This is a genomic window from Chryseobacterium jejuense (assembly GCF_017877355.1).
Classification (GTDB): Bacteria; Bacteroidota; Bacteroidia; order Flavobacteriales; family Weeksellaceae; genus Chryseobacterium; species Chryseobacterium jejuense_A.
Genome location: NZ_JAGIPR010000007.1, coordinates 184,666 through 198,915, shown reverse-complemented (window position 1 = coordinate 198,915; position 14,250 = coordinate 184,666). Strand labels below are relative to the sequence as shown.

The 14,250-nt window shown below is 36.1% G+C and carries 12 protein-coding genes; 7 read left to right on the top strand and 5 right to left on the bottom strand.

The window, feature by feature from the left end:
• Positions 1–231 precede the first annotated feature (231 nt).
• The 4 genes from J2772_RS15980 to J2772_RS15965 all read left to right on the top strand — a co-directional run bounded on the left by J2772_RS15980 (position 232) and on the right by J2772_RS15965 (position 4,883).
• Positions 232–885 carry an NAD-dependent epimerase/dehydratase family protein gene (locus J2772_RS15980; RefSeq protein WP_209918401.1) on the top strand — a complete coding sequence of 218 codons (654 nt, stop codon included), beginning with the start codon at positions 232–234 and terminating at the stop codon, positions 883–885.
• Entirely contained in the window at positions 882–1,031 is a 150-nt protein-coding gene (locus tag J2772_RS15975; protein ID WP_209918399.1) for a hypothetical protein, read from the top strand. Before J2772_RS15980 ends, J2772_RS15975 begins: the two co-directional genes overlap by 4 nt.
• A 141-nt stretch (positions 1,032–1,172) precedes the next feature.
• A complete protein-coding gene (locus J2772_RS15970; protein ID WP_209918397.1) occupies positions 1,173–4,220 on the top strand; it encodes a choice-of-anchor I family protein in 3,048 nt (1,015 codons plus the stop codon).
• Between the two features lie 273 nt (positions 4,221–4,493).
• Positions 4,494–4,883 (top strand): DUF3060 domain-containing protein, encoded by a 390-nt coding sequence (locus J2772_RS15965; RefSeq protein WP_209918396.1) that lies wholly within the window; start codon positions 4,494–4,496, stop codon positions 4,881–4,883.
• 618 nt (positions 4,884–5,501) lie between these two features.
• On the opposite strand, the gene J2772_RS15960 is transcribed toward J2772_RS15965, so the two are convergent.
• On the bottom strand, positions 5,502–5,750 hold the full coding sequence (locus J2772_RS15960) for a NifU family protein (protein ID WP_045500144.1): 249 nt from the start codon (positions 5,748–5,750) through the stop codon (positions 5,502–5,504).
• A gap of 49 nt (positions 5,751–5,799) precedes the next feature.
• Complete coding sequence (locus J2772_RS15955; protein ID WP_209918395.1) at positions 5,800–6,906, bottom strand: Mrp/NBP35 family ATP-binding protein; 1,107 nt, start codon at positions 6,904–6,906, stop codon at positions 5,800–5,802.
• A gap of 150 nt (positions 6,907–7,056) precedes the next feature.
• Here J2772_RS15955 and J2772_RS15950 point away from each other — a divergent pair, with 150 nt between their 5' ends.
• Entirely contained in the window at positions 7,057–7,512 is a 456-nt protein-coding gene (locus J2772_RS15950; RefSeq protein WP_209918393.1) for a hypothetical protein, read from the top strand.
• Positions 7,513–7,829: 317 nt separating this feature from the next.
• Here the strand turns inward: J2772_RS15950 and J2772_RS15945 are convergent, their stop codons facing one another.
• Positions 7,830–10,172 (bottom strand): TonB-dependent receptor domain-containing protein, encoded by a 2,343-nt coding sequence (locus J2772_RS15945; protein WP_209918391.1) that lies wholly within the window; start codon positions 10,170–10,172, stop codon positions 7,830–7,832.
• Between the two features lie 300 nt (positions 10,173–10,472).
• On the opposite strand from J2772_RS15945, the gene J2772_RS15940 reads away from it, so the two are divergent.
• Together J2772_RS15940 and J2772_RS15935 are read left to right on the top strand one after the other, a co-directional pair.
• Positions 10,473–11,309, top strand: coding sequence for a discoidin domain-containing protein (locus tag J2772_RS15940; RefSeq protein ID WP_209918390.1), 837 nt, complete (start codon positions 10,473–10,475; stop codon positions 11,307–11,309).
• 14 nt (positions 11,310–11,323) lie between these two features.
• Positions 11,324–12,100 (top strand): hypothetical protein, encoded by a 777-nt coding sequence (locus J2772_RS15935; RefSeq protein ID WP_209918388.1) that lies wholly within the window; start codon positions 11,324–11,326, stop codon positions 12,098–12,100.
• Positions 12,101–12,151: 51 nt separating this feature from the next.
• Here J2772_RS15935 and J2772_RS15930 read toward each other — a convergent pair whose 3' ends face one another.
• Entirely contained in the window at positions 12,152–12,874 is a 723-nt protein-coding gene (locus J2772_RS15930; RefSeq protein WP_209918385.1) for a phytanoyl-CoA dioxygenase family protein, read from the bottom strand.
• A 3-nt stretch (positions 12,875–12,877) separates the two neighbouring features.
• Positions 12,878–14,128, bottom strand: a complete 1,251-nt coding sequence (locus tag J2772_RS15925; RefSeq protein WP_209918384.1) for a dicarboxylate/amino acid:cation symporter — start codon at positions 14,126–14,128, stop codon at positions 12,878–12,880.
• Positions 14,129–14,250 lie beyond the last annotated feature (122 nt).

The window sequence follows — 14,250 nt, the reverse complement described above, 5'->3', positions numbered from 1 at the left end:
TGGCTAAAGCCAATGGAATTTGATGCTTTATTTGGCCGGGCTTCCTTCGTGAACTTCGTTCATAAACCTTCAGTTTATGCTCAGGATACCCGCCCCTATAGATATTGATATTTGCACGAACAATAAGCTTCTATATTTCATTTCTAAAAACACATTCTACAAAATAAAAATTTACTAATTTTAAAGTAAAACCTAATCCTCATCCGTCATGCAATTATCAATAGCAAAACAATGAACCCAATCAAAATAATTCTTACAGGAGCTACAGGCATGGTAGGCGAAGGTGTTTTAATGGAATGTCTCGAAAATCCGAATGTTTCTGAAATCCTTAGTATCAGCAGAAAACCATCCGGAAAAAAGCATCCTAAACTAAAAGAATATCTCGTTGCAGACTTTTTATCCATCAATAGTAATGATGAAAATCTCAAAGGCTATGATGCCTGTTTCTTTTGTGCCGGAATCAGCAGTGTGGGGATGAATGAAGAGGATTACACCAAAATTACTTATGATACCACCATACATTTTGCAGAGGCTGTTTTATACCAAAACCCGGAAATGGTATTCAGTTATGTCTCCGGAGCCAGTACCGACAGCACAGAGAGTGGAAAATTGATGTGGGCAAGGGTAAAAGGCAGAACAGAAAATGCTTTAAAAAAAATGAATTTTAAAGACGTTTACAATTTCAGACCCGGATTTATGAAACCTGTTGATGGTCAGATCAATGTAAAATGGTTCTTCAAACCTTTTATTTGGATTTTTCCTATTTTTTTACCATCAAAATCATTAACTTTACATGAAGTTGGAAAAGCTATGATAAATACCGTAAAAAAAGGGTATCCTTCTTCAACTTTAGAAATTCGAGACATTAAAAATTTAGCGATATGAGAGACATGTTAAAGAGAATTGTTCTGGTTATTTTTGTACTCTTGCTGCTGACTGCTGTTTCAGGATTTTTGTATATGCAAAAACATCCTCTGGAAGGAGCTAAATCTGGAACAATGTTAAATTTTTCCGGAAAGTCTTTAAAATAGCTGAAGCTTAAACTCCATAAGTTTATCCTAATTTTATCTTTTATCAGAAACAGACCTATTTTTTAAACATTTCTTAAAATTCCATTAAAATAGTTGCCAAACATAAAGTTCATTTTTGTATTTATCTAATTGAAGTCAAAAATGATCAACAACTACCTTTTAAAAGGGTCTGTCATTGCCGCATTCTTTTTTCAGACTGGGCTTTTCGGACAGACACTTATCCATTACTGGAATTTTAACAATAATACTTCCCAAACTTCTATCACTACACCTTCATCCACATTGGTCAATGGTTCTCTTACCTCCATAGCTGGAGGAGCAAGTGTGATAGATTTTGCAGGCGGTACCGGACAAAATTTCAATATTGACAATTTAAATGCCCGAAATGGAGATGCATCCGGAACACATTTAAGATTTAACAATCCTATTGCCGGTGGTTTACAATTTAATCTGCCAACAACAGGATACAATAACGTCGTTGTAAAATTTACAACGAGAAGATCCGCACAAGGAGCCGGAACACAAACCTGGTCTTATACAACAGACGGAACTACTTTTATTCCATATCAGACCGTTACTCCTCAGGATGCCAATCCACAGTTGATTAATTTTGATTTTTCTGCAGTGGCGGGTGTATCTAATAATCCCAACTTTAAATTAAAGGTTGAATTTTCTTCAACAGGAGGTGGAACAGGCGGTAACAATCGTTTTGATAACTTTACAGTGGATGCAACACCAGCAGGTGGTGTTGACACTACTCCACCTACAACCACTTATCTTCCTGCTAACAATACCAATAATGCTTCAACGACTGTTAATCCTACGATTTCCTTTAATGAAAATGTAAGATTGGCAGACAACTCCGCGATAAACGATTCTAATGCACAAAATCTTGTAGAATTCCGCCTTGGAAATGCTACAGGCACTCAGGTTCCCTTTACAACAGCTTTTAGCAACAACATCATCACCATCCTCCCAACTTCCGGCTTGGTGCCCGGCCAAACCTATTATCTGGCTCTAAAACCCAATTCTGTTGAAGATCTCAGTGATAATGCCGTAACCACTGTCACTTCTTCTACATTTACCACTGCCGGAACCTCTATTTCTCTTGAGAAAAATTTCATTAAGGTAGATGAAAATGCGGGAACACTGGCTTTCAAAATCAATGTAGCAAATCCTTCCGCAGCAACAGTAAACCTTGTTGTAAAACCTGCCCCTTTCAGTACGGCAGACAGCAATGATTTTACTTTAACGAGTCAAACTATCAATATAACACCTTCTACCACAAGTTATACAGTCAATATTCCTATTATTGATGATACCTTGGAAGAACAAAAGGCTGAATATTTTGCAGTAAGTCTTGAAAACCCAACAGGAGCAACGATTTCGGGAGACAATTCTACAACTATTTATATTGTAGATAATGATAAACCGGCACCAGTTCCATCCAATGAAATCCAGCTGAATTATATCGGAAGTTTTGATCCATCCGGGAACAATAACAGCTCAACGGAGATTGTTGTTCATGATCCGGCTACTCAACGACTGTTCACCATCAGTTCTCTTACGGATGTTTTTGATATTATTGATTTCAGTACTCCTAACATTCCATCGGTGGTTAATACCATCAACATGTCTCCATACGGAGGAATCACCAGTATCGCTGTAAAAAATGGAATTATTGCTGCTGCATCTCCAAATACCAATCCACAACAAAATGGTTCTGTAGTCTTTTTTGATATTAATGGAAATTTCCTGAAACAGGTAACTGTAGGAGCTTTACCGGATATGATAACCTTTACTCCGGATGGAACAAAAGTGATTACAGCTAATGAAGGAGAACCTAATGATGCTTACACTGTAGATCCTGAGGGTACCATTAGTATCATTGATATTTCTGGAGGTATCGGGAATCTTGCACAAACTCATGTAACTACTTTGAACTTTAATAATTTTGATTCTCAGGTGCCTGCTTTAACCGCTACAGGTTTAAGAAAAGTAAGAACCAATAATACTTTATCTCAGGATCTGGAACCTGAATATGTGACCATTAGCTCAGACAGTCAAAAAGCATGGGTAACGCTTCAGGAAAACAATGCCATTGCTGAGGTTGACCTTTCCACCAAAAACATCACCGACATCACCGGAATCTGGGGATTGGGCAAAAAAGATATGAGCCTTCCGGGGAATGGTTTTGATGCTTCAGACAACAATGGTGAAGTTCTTATTGCTAACTGGCCTGTAAAAGCCTACTATCTTCCTGATGCAGTACAAAATTATAAAGTGGGAAACACAAATTACATTGTAACAGCTAATGAAGGTGATGAAAAAGATCTTTCCGGATACAGTGAAAGAACGACTGTAGGAGCTAACAATTATACTTTAGATCCTGCTATTTTCCCTAATGCCAATATAGTAAAGGCTTCCCACAATCTGGGAAGATTCAGAGTGTCGTCTGCTACAGGAAATACGGATGGTGATGCCGATTTTGAAGAAATTGCGGCCTTAGGAGCTCGCTCATTCTCTATTTTCAATGCAGATACTAAACAACAGGTATATGATAGTGGAGATCAGTTTGAAAGATATATTGCCGCCAAACACCCATTGATCTTCAATACAGATAATGAATCCAATGTTGTTAAAAGCAGAAGCCGTGCAAAAGGTCCTGAACCGGAAGGTGTAGCTCTTGGAACAATCAACGGACAAACCTATGCTTTCATTACGCTGGAAAGAACAGGGGGAGTAATGGTTTACAATATCACCAACCCAAACAATCCTACTTTTACAGATTATAAACACTCCCGCTCTACCTCGGCTTATGGTGGAGACAACGGTCCTGAAGGAATTATTTATATTGCTCCCGAAAACACCTCTACTCATAAAGGATATGTTATTATTGCCAACGAAATCAGCGGAACTTTATCCATGTATGAAGTAGCCTTACCTCCTACTTTGGCTACCGGTGAAGTGCAATCTGAAAAAGCAACATTCAATATATTCCCGAATCCAGTCAATAAAGGAAACACTTTATATTTCAATAGAAAACAGGACTACGAATTATATGATATGTCCGGAAAACTGATTGGAAAAGAAAGAAATGCCTTAATAATAAATACATCCAATCTTTCAACAGGGGTCTACCTTGTGAAAACTTCAGAAGGACATCTTAAACGAGTTATTATCAAGTAATCTACATTTTACGATTTGATTGAAGCCTCTATTTTTAGAGGCTTTTTTACTTATGATTTTAACTTAAGGAAGAATGGTGGAAACTACTAATATCCTTGTCAAGGTTTAAAACCTTGGCAAGGATATCCAAGGATATTTTCTAAGAATCTTCCCTTGACCCCACTTTTAATATAGACTTGATTCATCTTCAAAAAAGCAATCATTTAACTTTTGATTAACTATGAGAAAATAATTTTGTACTTATATTTACCCTCAACAAAAACCAAATTCAATATGAAAAGTATTAAAACAGCAGGTATTTTAGCTATTCTGTTACTGGGAACAGGTACCCTATTTTCTCAATCCAGAAAAACAGAATCCATAAAAGGAGTGGAACAGTCTAATGGGAAAACAATACAGGTAGATGGTGTTGGGCATACCCTAAATTATACTCTTAATGGCGGAAATGTAGAGGTTTCCGGTGGTGATAATACAGTAAATGTTAAAGGAAGTGCAAGAAAAGTTTCCGTTTCAGGAACCGGTAACAAAATATACATTGATAAAGTGGATAACGTTGCCATAGAAGGGGGCGGCAATACCGTATACTACAGAAGTTCAGGAACAAAATCAGGAAAGCCCAATGCCTCTCTTACCGGGGTGGGAAATAAAGTTGTGAAACAATAATTGATCTATATAAATAAACAAATAATTAAGACTCAGATATCTCTCTGGGTCTTTTTTAATGGTTGAAACAATTATGAGCTATGGATTAAGCTGTATTCTAAATTCATCTTTGATGAAACTTAACTTACCTTACAATCTTCATTTTTCTTAATGGTACCTGAGTTCGGGATAAGACATTTCTGTTTTTAGTAAGGAAGGAAGCCGGGAGAGGGAAGTGAGTTGAGGTTAAACAAAACACTTACAACCCTGTAATTTATTATTCCTTTAAAGACTGCTTCATTAAATTTTACTACAACGTCAGAAATTGTAGATCCGATAGTAACTTCCAGCCTCTCTCTTCCAGCTTCCAGCCTATTATCCTTAATTTTCTTATCCCGAACTCAGGTTAATGGTTTAAATTCATTCTATTTTTTCACACAAAATTTTTATTCTTATACCGTTAATCAACTTCATTGATTCTTTTTAAGCGGACGCATAGCCACACCGATAGTCGCCTTCTTAGCATCCTTATAAATAGGCCAAATGAAATTTATCTTTGTGTTTTAAAAAACTTACTAATAAAAACAAAAAAGACAGGCCTTATAAAAAGCCTGTCTTTTCAATATCTCAGATATAGTCTTATTCTACGTTTACTACCTTTTCAATTTCCGGTGCATGTTGTTTGATTGTATTTTCCACTCCTAATTTTAAGGTTGAAAAATTCAACGAGCATCCGGAACAGTTACCCAGAAGTTTTACAAAAACCTGATTATCCTTCACGTCAATAAGCTCAATGTCACCACCGTCTTTATTCAAAAACGGTCTGATGCTTTCCAGAGCTTCCATTACTCTTGTTACTGTATCTTCGTGCGTTATGTTTGTTTCCATATTTTTTTCAGTTCAATTCGGTTTTTTCAAATGTGATTGAAAGTTATTATTATTTTGCTTTTGGCGAGCAACCTGCCATGGTGGAGATCTTCACCGCTTCAGTTGGAGGAAGGTTTTTGTTTCTTTCTACCAGACTTTCTACCATTTTTCTTGCCGTTTCAGTATAAATTTCTGCAATTTTAGAGTTTTCCTGAAGAGCTGCCGGTCTTCCTACGTCTCCTGCTTCTCTGATGCTTTGGATCAATGGAATCTCTCCCAATACCGGAATTCCAAGATCTTCTGCCAAATATTGAGCTCCTTGGTTTCCAAAGATATAATATTTATTTTCAGGAAGTTCTTCCGGTGTAAAATACGCCATATTTTCGATTAATCCAAGAACCGGAATATTGATGCTTTCCATCTGGAACATAGCAATTCCTTTTCTTACATCTGCTAAAGCAACATGCTGAGGTGTACTTACAATCACAGCGCCTGTTACAGGTACTTCCTGGATGATCGATAAGTGAATATCACCTGTTCCCGGAGGAAGGTCAATTAATAAGAAATCCAATTCGCCCCATGCAGCATCTCTAATCATTTGGTTTAATGCTTTTGAAGCCATTGGTCCTCTCCATACTACCGCTTGGTTAGCTCCGGAGAAATATCCAATAGAAAGCATTTTCACTCCATAATTTTCGATAGGCTTCATCATATTCTTTCCGTCTACTTCTACAGAAATCGGTTTTGCCCCTTCTGTATCGAACATGGTAGGAACTGATGGTCCATAGATATCAGCATCCAGTAATCCTACTTTAAAACCCATTTTAGCCAATGTTACTGCCATGTTTGCAGCAACCGTAGACTTTCCTACACCTCCTTTACCGGAAGCAATAGCGATAATATTTTGAATCCCAGGAATCTGTTTTCCTTTGATCTGGCTTTGCTGAATTTCGCTAGGTTCCGGAGAAACGATTTTAAGTTTTAAATGAACGTCTTCTCCAAACTCACTGGCAAAAGCCTGCTTCATGGCAGCTTCCAGTTTTTTCTTTTCATGCATTGCAGGTGAATGAGCAGTCATGTCAATATAAACGTCGTTACCCATAATCTGAAGATTATTCACCAAGTCGTCTACTTCTATTTCTTTAAGGAATTCCTGAACCTTTTCTTTCGTCAACATATAAATATAAATTGTTTACAAATTTACGTTTTTTTTCGGTAATTTAGAATCAATAAAATCTATAATATCAGGTGATAAATCAGATCGTTAAAAATTTTGTTTATCCTGTTTTTTCATCATGAGGTATCACCTTTCACCAAAACAAAATCTATGGAAACCACTGCTTACCCATCTAAATATGCATTACCAAAAGAAATATTCACTGTAGGAAAAACCAGATTCAAATGGTATGATCTGGCCAAAGATCCTGCAGAAGTTTCCACACAGGATATTCAGAATGCTAGAATGTGTATTGAAAATGCCAAAGAGAATTTTCAGAATATCGAAGATCTCGGATTTGTAATTATGCACCGATGCGGCGAAAACTATCTTCTTTTGGTCTGTACATGGCGAAGTGAAAACGAATTATGGGAAAGCGTCTATTACAACGGAACCGGAAAATTCGAGATCTGGGACCGAAATAAAACCCACCTCCCGACTTACTGCGTATGGGAAATGGGCATTGTTTATCATGAGTCTCAGGCATGGAAAAAGTACCTGGGAACGGCAAGGCAGGAAAACCATAAGCTGGAATATCTTAATGACTTGTTTGAGGGTGAGGTTTAGGAGTAAGGAAGCTGGAAGTTATGTTTAACCTTTCAATTAACTAAATGACTATAAAAATGTTACATAATCCTACATTACATTTTTAAAACGCAAAGGTTTTATTTAGATTATGTATTATTTCTAAGAGAGCTAAGACAGCGACATAGTCGCTTATGAAGCTGTATGGATATGCATCCGCTTCATAAGAATCAATGAAATTGATTCCATTCTTTGCTCACTTAAATATATAACGGTATAAGAATAAAATCTTTGCGTTAAATTTAAATTGAACCAATACAGCCATTACACTATTATTCATTAACTTTCAGCTTCTCACCTTAATTCGCTCTGTTTTTTTCATCAAAGTTGACATTACGGTTCACTCCTTTTACCTTTTTATTCCCAAAAGTATAAGTTGCAGATACAGTAAGCTTTCTTGCATCATAATAGTTGTTGAAATAGTGAGATCCTGTGGTATAATATATTTCTCCCTTACTTCTTGACTGCTTAAAGATATCCGAAACAATTACATTAACCTGCAGATTTTTATCCATCAGATTCATCTTTACTCCAGCCGTAAAGTTTCCTACAAAATCCCAGCGTATGTTTCCTGAATTGGACGGCAGTCGAAACCAGTAATTGGCAATGAGTTGAATCGTTTTTTTGTTATTGAGTGAAATATTATTCTGAATATCAAAATCATAACTATATCCTTTTTTAGAAGAAGCATCAGTTGTAAAAACTCCCATATCCGTATAAGATAAGTCTGCAGAGTAATTGGCCTCCCAACGTCTGAAAAATGTATCCGAATAATTTATGGTAGCCCCTATGCTGTTTTGATGATAATAATTGAAAAAAGTACTTGTTCTGCTCTCTCCAGATAAACTAGCCAATTGACCAAACCCCTCCAATGTTCTCTGGAAATAAAGTGTAGTTGATAATTTCCCTTTATACACATGAGAGAATTCAAGATTATGATTGATAGATGGCTGTAAAAAAGGATTTCCTGTGAAATAAGAATTTACATTGATATACCAGCGATAGGGATTGATGGCCCGGAATCCCGGTCTGTTGATCCTTTTGGAATAATTTAGACTGAAGGTATTATTCTCATTGCTTTTGTACATGACATAAGCAGTAGGGAAAAATTTCCCGTAAGAACTTTCCGACTGTTGCCCGGAAGTCAGAGAATTTCCATTGACTGTAGAATATTCATAACGAAGCCCGGCTTTTGCTGACCACTTTTCGTTAAAGGATTTTTCAAAACTAAAATAAGCTGCATAATTTTTCTCATTGTATTTAAACTCATTGCTCTTTGAAGCATCGGTCACATAATTTCCACTCTGAAGATTTTGATAGAAAATGCTGGAATTATTATCAAAGTTAGTAAACTTCACACCGGCTTCCGTTTTGGCAAATTCATAGGGTAAGATCAGATCTGCCTGCCCAGAATAGATCTTATAATCCACTACCGATGGTGATCTTACGATAAATTCGTCTCCGGAATTTTCTATCGTTGCAAAATCAATGGTAGTTTTTGGAAGATTAGAAAAATAATTTCCTGTGATGCTTAATTTATTGTCCTGTTTTCCAAACTTTACATCATAATAGGCACTTATCGTCTGCTGTGCTGATTTACCTCTATGTTCAGCATAAGTAGACAAAGTATTGGTATAATTGTCACTCTGGAAATAATCTGAGGTATTTTCAATATCCATATTAGAATGCCCAAATCCATAATCATAGATAAATCCTATATTAGATTTCTTTCCCAACTGATAATCAACATTTAAATTTGCTCCAAGACCATCTCCAAAATCTCTTCTGTTATCATGACTTTTAAGTCCCTCTTTTCCTGTCATTCTATAATTTTCAAAAGAATGTTTTTCAAATTTACTTTGTCTTAATTTCAAAGAAGAGCGCAGCTTTTCATTCTGATAATTGAGTGTTGCACTATTGGAAAATCCAGAATAAGTCTGCTGCTGAAAGCTAGTAGTAAGACTTCCGCTCCAACCGAGGTTTTGATTTTTCTTCAAAACAATATTGATAAGCCCGCTGTTTCCCTGAGCTTCATATTTTGAAGGAGGAGCAGTAATGACTTCAATTTTTTCAATATTTTCAGATCTTAGACTCTTAAGATAAGTAATAAGTTCTGTTGAAGAAAGATTGAGTATTCTGTCATTAATCATCACAGAAACTCCACTTTTCCCCGCAATGGAAACTCCAGTGTTTTCATCAATTTTCACTAATGGCGTTGTGGCCAGTGCATCTACTCCGTCCATTCCCTGGGAAGCCACAGAATTAGCAACATTGAAAACCAACCTATCTGCCTTCCTTTCGATTAGTTTTTTCCTGGCAGTGAGCGTTACACCTTCAATCTGTTTTTCCTTTTTCTCTTCAATAAAAAAATCCTGTTTTACATCACCCTGTACGGTAATATCCATAACAGATACTTCTGTTCCATCCTGAATCAGTTTTATATTATAATTTCCGTCTTCAGAAAGTTTCAGTGAGTAATTTCCTTTTTCATCAGAAATAGCAGTCCGTTTTTTTTGCTCCTTAACGGCTATCACTTCAACATAGGAAACCGCCTTTCCTGTTTGAATAATTTTCCCTGTGATTGTTTGAGAAAAAAGAGCTGCCGGTAACAGAATAACTGCTGAGAGTAAAGTCTTCTTCATGTAATTTGATAATCATAGTTTTATATAAGACAAGCAGGTCTGGGAATTTATTACATGTGAAAAGAAAGGTAGATGAAGGCTGGAAGATGGAAGTTATTGAAGCCGGTAAACTAGTAACAGTCTTTTTAACCAGTTTTGAAACTTATGAATTAATCTATCATCAATAGACTACAACATCTCCCTAACCTGACAGTATCTCCTGCTTCCCTCTCCCAGCTTCCACCCTTAATCCCTAATTTCCTTCCCACAAATCACCATTTGGTACTGTACTTGATTTATCATCACCTTATATTATCAAACATGAAAAAAGGACTGCTTGCATTGTCTTTACTGATGATCCAGATTATTGATGCACAAAATAATTCTCAGGATATAGATCCAGCTGGAGGGACCGAAGATCATAAACTTTCTTTTCAGGAAACTACTGCTCCTCCGATTATTAAAGCAGACAGAATCTTTGATTTTTCTGCCAAAGTTGAGATCACACCACAAAATCCCGGTGATAAAATCTACTATATGACGCTGGATGCCGGCGATGTCAACAAAAAAAAGAAATTCACAGCTTACAAAAAGCCATTTACCATCAGCAGAACAACACAAGTTCAGGCGTATGTGGAAAGGAAAAGGGAAAAAAGTGTAATTGTAACAGCAAGCTTCAACAGAAGACCTAATTATTGGGAGATCACCCCCCATTCAAAAGTCAGTCCTCAATACACAGCCACCGGAAAATTTGCATTAATAGATGGTATCAGAGGTGATCTAGACTGGAAAAAAGGAGACTGGCAGGGATATCTGGGTCAAAACTTTGAAACAGTAATTGATTTTCAGTCGCCTCTGCAAATCACTCAAATCACTTCTACTTATCTTCAGGATAACAAATCATTGATCCTGATGCCTAAAAAAGTGGAATACTATGCTTCTATGAATGCTAAAGACTATTTTCTGTTAGATACAATCGACAATGATATTGATCCTAAAGATGAAAAAGTTCAGACTAAGGATTTTACCACTGAAATTCTTCCTACTGAAGCAAGATATTTAAAAGTAAAAGCCTATTATTCCGGAAAACTTCCCGGATGGCATCAGAAAACCGGTGGTGAAACGTATATCTTTGTTGATGAAATTTCTGTCAAATAAAAACTATTATATCAATGAAAAAATTATCATTATTTCTCTTTCTACTGTTAGGTATTTTAAACGTATCCGCTTGTAGTTGTGTAATGAATACTTTAGCTCAAAATTACTTAGAAGCTAATGTAGTAGGGGTTATAAAAATACTGAAAGTATACGATGAAAATCCCGAACAAAGGACCTATAAAGCTGATGTGGAGTTTGAAAAAGTATACAGAGGGACAAAATTCACCACATTAAATGTGAGGGGATTGATTGGAAAATCATCTTCAGCAGCCTGTGAAAAAGAGGTAAAACCTAATGAAAGGTATTTGATATTATTAAATGGATCTAACAACCAATACGGCATTTCATCCTGCTCTCCTATGTCCAGATTAAAAGATGAAGCTACAAAAGATGAGGATTCACACCTTGAAACGTTAAGCAAAGCTTTTTCCTATTTAGAGAAAAATAAATTCAAATTTAAAGGAGCACAATTCGTTTATTACTATGATGAAAAGCAGGGAAATAATCCTAAATCTGAGCTTTCAAAGATCAGTGATTTCAACCCTAAACAACCTTTTGCGATATACAAAGTAACATTAAATGACTCTTTTAAAATTAAAGGAATGTCGCCTGTTATAGCTTTTAGCAGCAAAGACAAAACAATTGAAGGAATCATGAAAAGAAACATAACGGTTGAAACACCAATGTATAGAGACACTTCGAAGAAAAAAGAATATTTATTACTGCTTTTCTATAATAAACACAATATCAATATTCCAGACAAAGAAGTAATATCTGATTCCTGGCAGTGAAAAATAGCCTCTTCGTTTTTGAAGAGGCTATTTTTGTATTCTGAGAATATCTTAATTCATCCTTTCTGCCCACTGCAGAACTTCCGGAAGTTCTCTATCAGAAAACTCAATATGAATCACTCTTCTTTTCTTTCCATTCGTAGTTCTGTTTGAACCATGCAATGTAAGAGGCTTCATAAGCATCACACCGCCTCTATCTACCTTGCAGATCTCTTCAGTTTCTACTGTCCAGTCTATGGTTTCCGGTCTGTAAATCCCCTTAGAATGAGATTCAGGAACAACTTTTAGGGCTCCGTTATGTTCATCTGTATCATCCAAATGGATTCTGATGGTATAAATGTTCTCTAAAATATCCAATGGAGGCTGTACGGCAAACTGATTCTGTTTTGTAGTCCAGGGGCCAAAACCGGATAACTCCAGCTTCTTATCTACGGAAATCGTCAGGTCCTGATGATACGCTACATACCAATTGGATGTTTCCGGTTTATCAAAATAGATACTTTTTACTACAAAATACCTGTCACCAAAGATTTCATTGATGATCGTTCTGATATTGTCATTAAAGATAAGGTCTTTAATTTCCGGAACTTCCTTTAAAAACTGTCTTATAGCAAACAGGTCTTCAGATTTCCGGAAGTTCTCTTTTGAAGTATCTATATTGTCCAGAACATGAATAATCTGAGCAACTTCTACATCCGAGAATACTTCATTGATAATGGAAAAGCCATATTTTTCAATATGGCTTTTATAGGGTGATAAGTTTTTTAAACTCATTATTTAAATTTTGTCTAAAGGTTCGGTTAACTGCCCTTCCCATTTCGATACTGCTGAAGTAGCCAGCGTATTTCCTAATACGTTAGTCATACTTCTTCCCATATCACAGAAATGGTCAATTGGTAATATTAAAGCAATACCTTCCGGTGGAATACCAAACATTGAACAGGTTGCTACAATGATAACCAAAGAAGCTCTCGGAACTCCGGCAATCCCTTTTGAAGTAAGCATTAGTACCAAAAGCATGGTAATCTGTTGCCCGATTGTCATTTCTATTCCGTAGATCTGAGCAATAAAAATGGAAGCAAACGTCATATACATCATACTACCATCAAGGTTAAATGAATACCCTAAAGGAAGAATGAAAGATACTACTCTGCTGTTACATCCAAATTTTTCAAGCTCTTCTACCAGTTTCGGAAATACTGCTTCTGAACTGGTTGTAGAGAATGCGATTAATAATGGCTCTTTAATTCTTTTTAATAAATCAAATAGCCTGTTTCCTAAGATAAAATATCCTACCAACAGAAGAACCAACCAAAGTACACCCAATGCAAAAAAGAAGTCTCTCAGATAGATGGCATATACTTTAAAGATTTCAAAACCATTGGTTGCTACCACAGCAGCAATTGCTCCCAATACTCCCAAAGGGGCAAACCACATGATATATCCTACCATTTTAAGAATACCATGAGCAATGATATCAAAAAGTTTTACCACTGGTTTAGAATATTCTTCTCCTAAATTAGCTAAAGCAACTCCGAACATAATGGCAAATACTACAATCTGCAATACCTCATTGGTTGCAAAGGCTTCAAATAAACTTTTAGGAATCATGTGCTTTACAAAGTCTTCTAAGGAAAAGCTTTTACTGCTTTTCAAAAGATCTTCTGCAGAAGCAGCATCCTGAATCGGTAGTTTGGTAACATGCCCTGGTTCAAGCCAGTTAACAAGTATTAACCCGATAAAAAGAGAAATCAAAGAAGCGGAGATAAACCAAAGCATTGCTTTTGTCCCTACTCTTCCGATCATTTTGATATCACTCATTTTAGCAATTCCCACAACAAGTGTAGTAAAAACCAAAGGTGCAATAATCATCTGTACCAGCCTGATGAAAACCGTTCCCAATAATTTTATATTCTTGGAAAAAGGTTCTGCACTTTCCGGGTACTGTACGTGTACAAGTCCTCCGATTCCTACTCCCAAGAGAAGCGCGATAATAATTGCTATAAAAAGTTTATTCTGTCCTTTCATATATATAGTTCAATTTGCGCAAATATAATGGTTTTTGAATTGACAGAATATTTTATTCTAATCATGTTAAGACCGTATTAAGTTTTTGAAACATAAAAATTAAATCATTGGTTCAGAAAATA

Coding starts and splice junctions, on each gene's coding strand:
- J2772_RS15980 (WP_209918401.1), top strand. CDS start 232: ATGAACCCAATCAAAATAATTCTTACAGGAGCTACAGGCATGGTAGGC.
- J2772_RS15975 (WP_209918399.1), top strand. CDS start 882: ATGAGAGACATGTTAAAGAGAATTGTTCTGGTTATTTTTGTACTCTTG.
- J2772_RS15970 (WP_209918397.1), top strand. CDS start 1,173: ATGATCAACAACTACCTTTTAAAAGGGTCTGTCATTGCCGCATTCTTT.
- J2772_RS15965 (WP_209918396.1), top strand. CDS start 4,494: ATGAAAAGTATTAAAACAGCAGGTATTTTAGCTATTCTGTTACTGGGA.
- J2772_RS15960 (WP_045500144.1), bottom strand. CDS start 5,750: ATGGAAACAAACATAACGCACGAAGATACAGTAACAAGAGTAATGGAA.
- J2772_RS15955 (WP_209918395.1), bottom strand. CDS start 6,906: ATGTTGACGAAAGAAAAGGTTCAGGAATTCCTTAAAGAAATAGAAGTA.
- J2772_RS15950 (WP_209918393.1), top strand. CDS start 7,057: ATGGAAACCACTGCTTACCCATCTAAATATGCATTACCAAAAGAAATA.
- J2772_RS15945 (WP_209918391.1), bottom strand. CDS start 10,172: ATGAAGAAGACTTTACTCTCAGCAGTTATTCTGTTACCGGCAGCTCTT.
- J2772_RS15940 (WP_209918390.1), top strand. CDS start 10,473: ATGAAAAAAGGACTGCTTGCATTGTCTTTACTGATGATCCAGATTATT.
- J2772_RS15935 (WP_209918388.1), top strand. CDS start 11,324: ATGAAAAAATTATCATTATTTCTCTTTCTACTGTTAGGTATTTTAAAC.
- J2772_RS15930 (WP_209918385.1), bottom strand. CDS start 12,874: ATGAGTTTAAAAAACTTATCACCCTATAAAAGCCATATTGAAAAATAT.
- J2772_RS15925 (WP_209918384.1), bottom strand. CDS start 14,128: ATGAAAGGACAGAATAAACTTTTTATAGCAATTATTATCGCGCTTCTC.